This is a genomic window from [Flexibacter] sp. ATCC 35208, assembly GCF_001975825.1.
In the GTDB taxonomy this organism is placed as follows: Bacteria; Bacteroidota; Bacteroidia; order Chitinophagales; family Chitinophagaceae; genus Chitinophaga.
The window spans coordinates 22035-34308 of record NZ_MTKN01000015.1 but is presented as its reverse complement, the minus strand read 5'-3'; the positions used below and the strand labels follow the sequence as shown (position 1 = coordinate 34308).

Annotated in this window: 10 protein-coding genes; 7 read left to right on the top strand and 3 right to left on the bottom strand. The window is 45.0% G+C overall.

Translation table 11 applies throughout. The features are described 5' to 3' along the window. The first annotated feature begins 3 nt into the window (after positions 1 to 3). On the top strand, positions 4 to 2034 hold the full coding sequence (locus BW716_RS11535) for a DUF5689 domain-containing protein (RefSeq protein ID WP_083722705.1): 2031 nt from the start codon (positions 4 to 6) through the stop codon (positions 2032 to 2034). A gap of 119 nt (positions 2035 to 2153) precedes the next feature. Next, positions 2154 to 3467, top strand: coding sequence for a serine hydrolase (locus BW716_RS11530; protein ID WP_083722704.1), 1314 nt, complete (start codon positions 2154 to 2156; stop codon positions 3465 to 3467). A 51-nt stretch (positions 3468 to 3518) separates the two neighbouring features. Here the strand turns inward: BW716_RS11530 and BW716_RS11525 are convergent, their stop codons facing one another. From BW716_RS11525 to BW716_RS11515, 3 genes are all read right to left on the bottom strand, one after another. Then, the gene (locus tag BW716_RS11525) at positions 3519 to 4190 is read right to left on the bottom strand and encodes a GDSL-type esterase/lipase family protein (RefSeq protein WP_083722703.1); all 672 of its coding nucleotides are present in this window, start codon (positions 4188 to 4190) and stop codon (positions 3519 to 3521) included. Positions 4191 to 4222: 32 nt separating this feature from the next. Further along, entirely contained in the window at positions 4223 to 4861 is a 639-nt protein-coding gene (locus tag BW716_RS11520) for a hemolysin III family protein (RefSeq protein WP_083722702.1), read from the bottom strand. Positions 4862 to 4936: 75 nt separating this feature from the next. After that, on the bottom strand, positions 4937 to 5428 hold the full coding sequence (locus BW716_RS11515) for an Lrp/AsnC family transcriptional regulator (RefSeq protein WP_083722701.1): 492 nt from the start codon (positions 5426 to 5428) through the stop codon (positions 4937 to 4939). A 147-nt stretch (positions 5429 to 5575) separates the two neighbouring features. Between BW716_RS11515 and BW716_RS11510 the strand changes: the two genes are divergently transcribed. The 5 genes from BW716_RS11510 to BW716_RS11490 form a co-directional block, all read left to right on the top strand. Beyond that, positions 5576 to 7033 (top strand): CoA-acylating methylmalonate-semialdehyde dehydrogenase, encoded by a 1458-nt coding sequence (locus BW716_RS11510; protein WP_083722700.1) that lies wholly within the window; start codon positions 5576 to 5578, stop codon positions 7031 to 7033. Between the two features lie 30 nt (positions 7034 to 7063). Further along, a complete protein-coding gene (locus BW716_RS11505; RefSeq protein WP_083722699.1) occupies positions 7064 to 8416 on the top strand; it encodes an aminotransferase class III-fold pyridoxal phosphate-dependent enzyme in 1353 nt (450 codons plus the stop codon). A 150-nt stretch (positions 8417 to 8566) separates the two neighbouring features. Beyond that, positions 8567 to 10027, top strand: a complete 1461-nt coding sequence (locus BW716_RS11500; protein WP_083722698.1) for an NCS1 family nucleobase:cation symporter-1 — start codon at positions 8567 to 8569, stop codon at positions 10025 to 10027. Next, positions 10011 to 11393, top strand: a complete 1383-nt coding sequence (gene hydA / locus BW716_RS11495; RefSeq protein WP_083722697.1) for a dihydropyrimidinase — start codon at positions 10011 to 10013, stop codon at positions 11391 to 11393. The genes BW716_RS11500 and hydA overlap by 17 nt, the downstream gene beginning before the upstream one ends. A gap of 51 nt (positions 11394 to 11444) precedes the next feature. Further along, a partial coding sequence (locus BW716_RS11490) for a nitrilase-related carbon-nitrogen hydrolase (RefSeq protein WP_083722696.1) occupies positions 11445 to 12274 on the top strand: 830 nt, incomplete at its 3' end.

Sequence of the window (12274 nt, the reverse complement as noted above, 5' to 3'; positions counted from 1 at the left end):
ACAATGAGAAATTTATTGCATTCTTACCGTACCTTATTGGGGATGCTGCTTTTATTATCCCTTACTTTTGGGGCTTGTAAGCGCCAGTACGATGAACCTCCTTATGCGACTGACCCAGACATTCAGGCAACTACTACCATTGCAGAATTACAGGCAATGTATACAGGTACGCCGGTAGAAATTACCGACAGCCTGATTATAGTAGGTGTGGTGACAGGTAACGACCAGGAAGATAACCTGTATAAAAAGATCACCCTGCAGGATGCAACCGCAGGTATCGAAATCGAAATCGATCAATCTTCTTTGTATGCTTCCTATCCTGTAGGTCGTAGACTCTTTATCAACCTGAAAGGTTTGACACTGGGTACTTACAATGGTCTGCTGGAACTGGGGCTGGGTGTAAATAGCAGCAACCAGCCACAGCGTATTTCCAGCTCCGTGATTGATGACTTCATCACCGTGGGTAGCACTGGCAACGTGGTAGAGCCGGTAGAAGTAACTATCAGCGAACTGTCTTCCACTTACCAGAGCATGCTCGTAAGCATCAAGGATGTGGAGTTTGCAGACAGCTATTTGAGTTCAACTTATGCAGACAGTGTAAATTCAACAACTGCAAACGTAACCCTGCAGGATTGCTCTGCCAATACGCTCTCAGTTCGTACCAGCGGTTATGCAAGTTTTGCAAACAAAACGGTGGCACAGGGTAAAGGTACCATCACAGGTATCTACTCTTTCTATAATTCAGATAAACAGTTCTACATCCGCACACTGGATGACGTAGCTGATATGACAGGTGTTCGTTGCGATGGTACAACTGCCAGCGACAGTGTAGAACAGATCAGCATCGATAGTCTGCGTAGCCTGTATAGCAGTGCAGACATCACAGTGCCAAGAGGTCGTTATATCACTGGTTATGTGATTTCTAATAGTGCAAAGGGTAACGTGAATACACAGAATCTGTACCTCCAGGAGGGTAACGATATGTCAGGTATCCTTGTGCGTTTCACAGAAGCACATAGCTTTACACAGGGGCAGAAACTGAAGATTGCAATAGGTGGTCAGACATTGACGAGCTATTATGGTCAGCTGGAACTGAACAACATTCCTTTGGATAGTGCTACCGCCACCGGCGATACCATGAGCATCACACCAAAGGTATTGACCATTACCGAACTGAAGGCACAGGCAGCGGCACTCTCCGGTACGCTGGTGACCATTAGTACAGTGACCCTGAGCAATACAGCTGGCAGTACTTATTCAGGTACAGTAGTCGTGACAGATGCAACAGGTACAGTGAACTCCTTTGTTCGTACAGGTGCTTCTTTCGCATCATCAACATTCCCAACAGCAGCATCTTCTTACACAGGTGTATTGAACATCAATAGTTCCAGCTATGAAGTAAATATCCGTGATACTACAGACGTGATCAGATCTACATCTTCCTCCTCAGGTGGTAGTGATTCAGGTAGCGGTGGCAGCGATAGCGGTTCTGACGATGGTAGCGGAAGTGGTAGTACCACCACTGTAGTATATACTGAAAACTTCAGCAAAGGTGGTAAAACAGGTTATGCAGATGCGGCATCCACTCAGGACGTAGGTTCATGGCAGTTTAGCCAGTCATTGGTAGCGGTATCCAGTACTTCTACAGCGAAGGACGTATTCACCAGCGGTAATACAAATACAGCTCGTCTGAGAGGTGCTAACAGTAGCACTGACGATGGTTATATCATGATGAACTTTGACCTGACCGGTGTGCAGACAATTGCCATCGATCACGCAGGTGCAAGCTATGATACCGGTGATGCTGTTACTTATGGTTTCACGCTGTTTGCTTCTTATGATGCAGGTGCAACCTGGACACAGGTAGGTAGCCCAATCAGCAGCACAGTGTCAGTAATGAATACAGAGACCTTTACGATTGGTGCAGCAGCGGGTACTGCTGTGAGATTCAAAATTCTGAATACTTCCAGCAATGGTTCCAGCGCACGTGTACGTATGAATATTGGTAGAGTGGTATTTACAACTTTACAATAAAACAGCATTTCTTCTTAGAAAGGAATTTTCTAAACTTCTTAGAAAAAAATCTTCCAAACGAAAAAGCTTTTGCCTTTGGCAAAAGCTTTTTCGTTTATTTGAAATCGTATCTTCATTCTATGAAAAAGATACTTTTATTCCTCCTGTTACCCTTTGCAGCCCAGGCGCAAACCAACTATCCATTAAAGCTGGACGCTTATATGCGTGCCCAGGCCACCATCTCCCATTTCAGTGGCAGCGTACTCGTAGCGCAGAAAGGTAAAGTCATTTACAGCAGTGCTTTTGGCGAAGCTGATAAGGAATGGCATGTGAAAAACACGGTAGCCGGTAAATACCGTATCGGCTCCATTACCAAACAATTCACGGCGGCCTGTATCCTTCATTTGGAGGAACAGGGTAAACTGAACCTGGATGACAAACTGAGTAAATACATTCCTGATTATCCACAGGGGAATCAGGTCACAATACACATGCTGCTGAACCAGACGACCGGTATTACAGATTATACCTCACTGCCAGAAACCGATTTGCATGCTGATGTATTGGATGTGGCCCCTGCTGACTTTATTAAAAGTTTCCAGTCACAACCTTACTTATTCACACCCGGTTCCCGGTGGGCGTATAGCAATTCCAACTATTTCCTGTTGGGATATATAGTGGAAAAGGTAACGGGTGAGTCATTTGCGAATTACCTTAAAAAAATCACTGACAAAGCTGGTTTGAAAAATACCGGCATGGATCGTCCTGATACCCTCTTGCCTTACCGTACACATGGTTATATGGAAGACTATAATATACCTTTTTATACCATGTCAGGTCCTTATGCTGCTGGTGGTATGTATTCAACCGTAGATGATTTGCTGGCCTGGGATCAGGCATTACTGGGCAATAAGGTATTGTCCGAAGCTACTACCAGGAAAATGACCACTGCTTATATGGGCCATTACGGCTATGGTCTGATGATAGACAGTCTGGTTAACCATCCCAGGATCTGGCACAGTGGGGGCATTCCCGGTTACCGGTCAGTGATCAGCTGGTATAAAGATGGCGATTTCAATGTGATCGTATTATCCAACAATGAATCCAATGCACAATATGTAGCCGGTGGATTGGCAGGTATCATGCTGAATATGCCAGTTGTGAATCCTTATGTTCACAAGGCGGCGGCTATCAATAATGCGGTGATAGATAATTATGTAGGTACTTATTTTGTTGGAAATAAAATAGAGTTGATCCGGAAAGAAGGTAAATTATACCGTAAGATAAATGGGGTGGATGATATAGAGCTGATACCTGAATCAGAGAAGAAATTTTATTACAGTGATGGAACGGACAGGCAGATAGAGTTTGTGACAGATGCAGCGGGAAAGGTGGTGAAGGCGAGTGTGATTATGGGCGGGTTGAAATTGCCACTAGAAAAGATAGAAGAGTAGAGGGTATTCTTAATGAAGTTATCCTAAATAATNNTCTATTTAGAGAATTATTTATTTCTTTACCTCTTTCTTTACCAACGTAGGCTGAACTAACTTCTTCCATATCTGGTACCCATCCTTATTCAAATGCAGCATATCACTCTGGAAAATCTCAGGTCTTGAATTCCCATCCTTCGTCAACATCGGTGTATACACATCTATCCATGCAATCTTATGCTGCGTTTTCAGGTATTCCTGAATCAGTGCATTTGCCTGTTTCACAGTTTCCCTGTATTTATCACGAGAAGGACTTGGCTTAATAGATATATAAATAATAGGTGTCTCCGGCAGTTTTTCCCTGATGGCAGTGAGCAGCTTTTTCGTACGCTCGAGTACTGTATCAGCAACCGCTCCATCCGGAATATCATTTTCTCCTACATACAACACGATCTCGCGTGGATGATATGCAAATACCAGATCGTCCAGGTAAAAGGTGATATCATTCACCACAGCCCCCCCAATACCTCTGTTCATCACATCATAGGAGGCAAAGGTTCGTTCTGCATCTTCCCATTTACGGATAGAAGAGCTTCCTACGAAAAGGATCGGGTTAGCAGGCGGAGCGTACATTTGGTCATAGTGTTTAATCGTCTGTACATCATCCCAGAAACGTGGTTTATCCTGTGCTTTGCTGACCTGTATAACGGTCATGCCTATCAGCAGCAGGAGCATGGCTTTCTTCATAACATTCGGTTTAAAATGCCAAGGTAATAATTCTATACGGATAACAGTACTGCTACGTAGTGGCAAATAGCAGCTGCGAGCACAAAGAAATGCCATACGGCGTGGGTATAAGTCCTTTTCTCGCGAAGGTAAAAGTACACACCGATAGAATACAAAACACCGCCAATAGCGATCATGGTGATTACAGGCACAGGCAGGGAAGTGAAAAATGTTTTACCACCTACAATCATAATCCATCCCATAATGAGATAGATGATCGTGCTCAGGATATTGAACCGTCCTGTAAAGAAGGATTTAAAAATGACACCAACGGCGGTCAGTCCCCACAAAATACAGAGCAGTGTAATCCCGAATGCATTGTTCATAAACACCAGTAAAAATGGCGTGTACGTACCGGCAATGAGGAAATAGATACTGATATGATCCAGTACCACAAAGAGCTTTTTTACCTGTTGGTCCTGGGCCAGGTGGTATACCGTAGAGCAGGTGAAAAGCAGAATAAAACAAAAGCTGTAAATACCGGCGCCTACGATACCACGGGTATTTCCATGAGTAGCGGCAATACCGGTCAGAACAGGGAGGGCGCTGAGCCCAAAGAGGATGCCTACGGCGTGGATAATGCCGTGCACGATCTCCTGTTTACGGTTGTAGAATGAGTCTAAAACAATCATTGGTTAATCTTTTCGTCTGGGTGCAAAATTAACGAGAATAGCCGGGGAAGATTGTTAAAATAGCGTAAAAAAAGCTTACTCCTTCAGCAGCATCAGATCCGGTTGGGCATACTTGTAGACCTTAAAATAGATAGTCGTATTGGTCTGGTACACTCCCTCAATCTCTGACAATTGGTTGACGAACTGTACTAAATGATCATTATCTCTACACATAACATTGACTTCCAGGTCATATGCACCTGATGTCATAGCCAGAAAACTCACCTCCGGTAATTGTACAATCTGCTTCGCCACGTGCTCCTTAAAGGTGGCCGGCCGGATATACACTGCGATATGTGCATAAGACCTGAATCCTACCTTATCAGGGTCCACTCTGCCGATAATATTGATGGTACCTTCTTCAATCAATCTGTTAAACCGGGTCCTGATGGTACCAATGGATACATTCAGTTTCTCCGCAATCACGGTAAACGACACCCTTCCATCCTGTTGGAGGAATGATAAAATTGAAAAATCGAGATCATCCAGTTGAGTTGGTAACTTCTCGGGTATTTTATGCTTCGCCATAGTAAGGGTTATAATGCAAAAAATGCAGAAATTTCAGAAAGTATGTATTAAATGTACATTTTTTTCAGTAAATTGATCTTATCGTATTAAAAATGTCAGTGGCTGACCACCCACTCACAACTTTTTACCCAAACACCCCCAAGGCAAATGAAATACGACCAATTGCAGAATTTTGTAAACGGAAGTTTTACCAAAATCGCTTCCGACCGTACAATTCCCGTCATCTCTCCAATTGACGGTACATTATTGTCAGAACTGCCCTGCTCTACGGCCGCGGATCTGGACATCGCTGTACAGGCAGCAAAAAAGGCATTTCCGGGCTGGAGCCGCACACCTATTAAAGAACGGGTGCAGGTTTTTTTCAGGTACAAATTCCTGTTGGAGAAGAATCTGGATACACTCGCCAGTGTGATCAGTGCTGAAAATGGGAAGACGTATGGAGAAGCTGTACAGGAAGTAGAGAAATGTATAGAGTTGACAGAGTTCGCCACCTCACTACCACAGCTCATAGCAGGTGAAGTACTCGAGGTATCCAGTGGAGTGGAATGTCGTACATCCCATGTTCCTATTGGGGTAGTGGCATCTATCGTACCATTTAATTTCCCGGCCATGGTACCCAATTGGACGATTCCCAATGCGCTGGCTTTGGGCAATTGCATGGTCATCAAGCCATCGGAAAAGGTGCCATTGAGTGTGGGCCTGATCGCTTCTTTATTAAAAGAAGCCGGGTTGCCGGATGGGGTCTTTAACATCGTGAATGGCGATAGTGAAATCGTGAATGCCATCTGTGATCATCCTGACATTCAGGCTGTTTCTTTTGTAGGTTCTACCAAAGTGGCGAAGATCGTGTACCAGCGTGCTACACAAAGTCTGAAGCGCTGTCTGGCACTGGGTGGTGCAAAGAATCACCTGCTGGTACTACCGGATGCCAAACCGGATATGACCGCACAAAACATTGCTGCATCTATGAGTGGCTGCGCCGGACAACGATGTATGGCGGCATCTGCCATGGTGGGCGTAGGGAATGTAGATCACATCATCGCAATTCTTTGTGAGGAAGTGAAGAAAATCATTCCCGGAAAAAATTTAGGGGCGGTGATTAATAAAGATGCAAAAAACAGAATAGAGCAGTATATTACAGAAGCAGAAAAGAATGGCGCCCGCATATTAGTAGATGGCAGAGGCGCAGCAGTACCGGGTAAGGAAAACGGTACTTATGTAGGACCCACCATCATTGATTATGTTACCCCTGACATGTCCGTAGCGAAGGAGGAAATATTTGGACCTGTGATCAGTATACTTCGCACTTCCACCGTAGATGAAGCACTTGATATAGAAAATGCAAGCCCTTATGGCAATGCCGCGTCTGTGTTTACACAGAATGGCAGCATGGCTCGTTATGTTGCGGAGAGGGCAAGTGCTGGTATGATCGGTGTGAATGTAGGCGTGCCCGTACCCCGTGAGCCATTCTCATTTGGAGGTTGGAATGAAAGTAAATTCGGCGTAGGCGATATCACGGGAAAAAGTTCAATTGAATTCTGGACCAGGCTAAAGAAAAGTACGACCAAATGGAACCCGGAAGAAGGGATTAACTGGATGAGCTAGGAGTATTTCACGTCTGATAAAAATTATTGTATGTCAGCTATTGTTGACCTGTCAACCGCACAGGAGATTATTCAGGATAATCTCGACTATACACTATTTTCATGGAGTAGGCAGAAAGGCCTGCAACCTATTGCTGTAAAGCATGCGGAGGGAGTGTACCTGTATGATTATGATGATAAGCGATATCTGGATTTTTCGTCCGGATTGATAAATGTAAATATTGGCCATGGTAATCAGCGGGTCACTGAAGCGGTGATACGGCAGATGCAGGCGGTGAGTTATGTAACACCCGGTTGTGTAACGGCGGCGAGGGGGGAATTAGGGAAGAAGTTAGCCGCAATTTCTCCGGGTAATCTCACTAAAACGCTCTTTACAGTATGTGGAGCAAGTGCCATTGAAAATGCAGTGAAACTAGCCAGACTCTATACGGGCAGACATAAGATCATTACCCGCTACCGTGCCTTTCATGGCGCTTCTTATGTGGCGATGAGTGCCGGGGGGGATCCCCGAAAACTGGCAGCAGATGCCCAACAGGCCCCGAACTTTGTGCATGTGGAAGATCCTTATTGTTATCGATGTCCATGGGGGAAGGAGATGAGTTCCTGTTCAAGGGAATGTGTGAGTCATGTGGAAAGGGTGATTGAATTTGAAGGACCCGAAAATGTTGCGGCTATATTGATGGAAGGGGAAAGTGGGAGTTCTGGTTGTATTAAATATCCGCCTGATTATTTGCAAAAGATAAGAGCACTCTGTGATAAGCATGGTATCCTGCTTATAGCTGATGAGGTGATGAGTGGATTTGGGAGAACCGGTAAATGGTTTGCCTGCGATGTACACGGGGTAGTGCCTGATATGATCGCGACAGCAAAAGGGATTACAGCCGGGTATCTGCCATTGGGTGCATTGATCGTGAGTGATCAGATAGCGGCGCATTTTGATGAAAGGACTTTGTGGCTGGGATTGACTTATTCTGCACATCCGGTATGTTGTGCAGCAGGTGTGGAGGTGCTGAAGATATATGAAGATGAACACCTGTTGGAAAATGCGGCGTACATGGGTAAATATGTGACAGAACAGGTAGAACTGATGAAAGCACAACACCCTTGTATTGGAGATTTCAGAACGACTGGGTTATTAGGTTGTATAGAGCTGGTGAAGAATAGAGATACGAAAGAGCCGATGGCGCCATTTAATGCAAAGCCGGAGGAGATGATGGTGATGAATAAGGTGGCGGCACGGATAAAACAACTGGGGATGTATGCATTTGTACGGTGGAATTATGTGTTTATAGCACCGCCGTTGAGTATAACGAAGGAACAGATGGATGAGGGATTGGCGATAATTGATGATGCGCTGTGTATAGCTGATGAGTATGTGAGCTGAGAGCAATCAGGTCGATTAAGACAATTTAATAACCTGAGGACGAAAGACTAACCAGCGGATTTATTTTTTCTAAAAAAGAAGCCTCTCTAACCTGCTACTACTTTTTACACCACTAACCAATACGTAATCTGAGAACTAACTACTATTCATATGCCTACCAATTTGTACAGTGAAGACCTGGCCCCCGTACCTGCAGGCAGCAGGACCTGGAACACCTGGAATTATGCAGCTCTCTGGATCAGTATGAGCCTGTGTATTCCCACCTACATGCTGGCCAGTTCGCTGATAGAAGGAGGCATGAACTGGTGGCAGGCGATCCTCACCATTTTCGCAGGCAATACAGTCGTATTGATACCAATGATCTTAAACGGCCATGCCGGCGCCAAATACGGCATTCCTTTCCCTGTATTTGCCCGCGCCAGCTTCGGCACCAAAGGAGCGAATGTCCCTGCTTTATTACGCGCCATTGTAGCCTGTGGCTGGTTTGGCATACAAACATGGATTGGCGGCTTTGCTATCTATCAGATGCTAAGACTTTGGATACCGGCATTGGAGCAATTGCCTGCTATATTCCCTGCTTCATGGGGACTGGCCACAGGTCCGGCTATTTGCTTTATTCTCTTCTGGATATTGAATATGTATGTCGTGTATTTAGGCATTGACAGCATCAAAAAACTATTAGTATTCAAAGCGATCTTCCTACCTGTTGCAGCACTGGCTTTATTATACTGGGCCATCCATGCAGTGAACGGCGGATTAGGACCTATTCTCACCCAGCCTTCCCGTTTTCAAAATGCAGGTGCCTTCTGGGCATTCTTTATACCTGCACTCACGGGTATGGTAGGGTTCTGGGCCACACTCTCATTGAATATCCCTGACTTCACACGCTATGCACGTAGTCAGCAGGCACAGGTAAAAGGGCAGGCATTGGGATTACCAACATCCATGACGTTGTTTTCATTTATGGGAGTAGTAGTTACATCAGCTACGACTATAGTATATGGTACCACAATCTGGGACCCGGTAGTGCTGGCTGGTAAGTTTGATAATAAAATACTGGTGAGCATCGCCATGATAGCGGTCGCTATCTCCACATTGGCTACAAATATTGCCGCAAATATTGTAAGCCCGGCCAATGACTTTGCACACCTGAATCCAGCGAAGATCAGTTTCCGTACAGGAGGTTTCATTACAGGGATAATTGGTATTCTCATTTTCCCATGGAAGCTGGTAGCTGATCCCGGTGGATATATATTTACCTGGCTGGTGGGGTATTCAAGTTTGTTAGGCCCAGTAGGAGGAATAATGATTGCTGATTACTACCTCCTGCGCAGGCAACACCTGGAACTGGATGAATTGTACCAGCATGATGGCCGGTATAGTTACGCAAATGGGTACAACAGATATGCGCTACTTGCATTGTTATTAGGTGTTGCGCCGAATATTCCCGGTTTCCTGGCCACCATACATGTCATTGCTGCAGATGCATTACCTGCATGGATAACAGGCATATATAGCTATGCATGGTTTGTGGGCTTCTTTGTCTCAGGAATTGGTTATACACTGATGATGCGTTCAATAAAATCTATCGAATATGTCACTGCTGATTAAAAACGGAAGAATCATAACAGCTGCTGATGATTACGTGGCTGATATTTTTATAGAAGGAGAAGTGATCACTGCAATCGGAAAGAACCTACCTGTCACAGCTACCCGGGAAATAGACGCCAGCGGCAAACTTATATTCCCCGGTGGTATCGATCCGCATGTCCATCTGGCTATGCCTTTCATGGGTACATTTTCCAGCGACACCCATGAAACCGGTACCCGGGCGGCTTTATTCGGCGGCACCACTACCGTCATTGATTTTGTATTACAAACCCAGGGCCATTCACTCAAAGAAGCCCTCGATGACTGGAACAGCCGCGCACGCGGCAACGCCGTAGGTGATTATAGTTTCCACATGGCAGTTACTGATTTCAATGAAAATACAAAAACCGAAATAAAAACCATGATCGAGGAAGAAGGCATCACCTCCTTCAAAACCTTCATGGCCTACAAAGGTGCTTTAATGATAGACGACCGGCAGATGGTCGCACTCATGCAGGAAGTAAAAAAACATGGAGGCATGGTAACCGTACACGCCACCAATGGGGATATGATCGATTATCTCGTAGCACAGAACAGGGCGAACGGCAATCTATCTCCAAGATATCATTACATCTCACAACCAGAAGTAACAGAAGCAGAGGCTTCCGGCCGCTTTGCAGATATTGCTAATTATACCGGTTGCCCTGGATATATTGTACACCTTACCTGCGAAGGTGCTTTGAATGCAGTACGCAATGCAACCCGACGTAACCAGCATGTATTTGTAGAAACCTGTATTCAATATTTATTATTGGATAGATCATATTATGAAAGAGGATTTGAAAGTGCGAAGTGGGTAATGAGTCCTCCACTGAGAGAACCCAAGGATCAGGCAACCCTCTGGGCGGGTATCAACCAGGGCCTGGTAAATGTAGTAGCAACAGATCATTGCCCATTTATGTGGAATCAAAAGCTCATGGGCAAAGATGATTTCTCAAAGATCCCCAATGGTCACCCGGCGATAGAGAACAGGATGGAATTATTATACAGTGAAGGTGTGCATGCAAAAAAAATCACCCTGAACAAATTTGTAGAAGTAGCCTGTACAAATCCCGCTAAGATCTTTGGGATGTTTCCCCGCAAAGGAACGATTGGTATAGGCAGCGATGCTGATATCGTCATCTTCGACCCAACTGAAGAACACGTATTATCAGTCAGCACCCACCACATGAATGTGGATTACTCCGGTTACGAAGGCTGGCCTGTTACGGGCAAAGTAAAGACAGTATTACTACGTGGTCAGGTCGCTATAGAGAATGGCGAGTGTTTGTTACCCAAAGGTGCCGGGCAGTTTATCCGCCGAAATAAAGTTAATGGCATTATTTAACCAAAATCATAGAATCGCATGTCTCGTATTATTAAATCAGGGTTAATCCAGATGAGTTTACCGAAAACGGAAGGCGAAGGTACGATTGAAGAAATCAAAGAGGCGATGTTTCAAAAGCATGTGCCGCTGATAGAAGCTGCGGGAGAGCAGGGAGTACAGATCCTTTGTTTGCAGGAGATATTTAATACACCTTATTTCTGTCCGGGACAGAACAGTGATTGGTATCAATCTGCCGAACCAGTACCTGGTCCGACTACCGAGCGAATGGCAGCCTATGCAGCAAAATATAATATGGTGATCATTGTGCCGGTGTATGAAAAGGAGCAGGCAGGCGTACTATACAATACCGCAGCGATCATAGATGCAGATGGGAAATATTTAGGGAAATATAGAAAGAATCATATACCACATACATCTGGTTTTTGGGAGAAGTTCTTCTTCAAGCCTGGAAATTTAGGATATCCTGTGTTTCAGACACGCTATGCGAAGGTGGGGATCTACATCTGTTATGATCGTCATTTCCCGGATGGGGCAAGGGTATTGGGGTTGAATGGGGCAGAGATCGTATACAATCCATCTGCAACGGTAGCAGGGCTTTCTCAATACCTCTGGAAACTGGAACAGCCTGCACATGCAGCGGCCAATGGGTATTTTATGGGATGTATCAATAGGGTAGGGGAAGAGAAGCCGTGGAATTTAGGAAGGTTTTATGGGTCTTCTTATTTCGTGGATCCTCGTGGACAGATATTTGCACAGGCTTCAGAAGATAAGGATGAATTGCTGGTGGCAGAGTTTGATTTGGGGATGATTGATGAGGTACGGAGTGTATGGCAGTTTTTCAGGGATAGAAGACCGGAGACGTATGGCAAGCTTACAGAGTT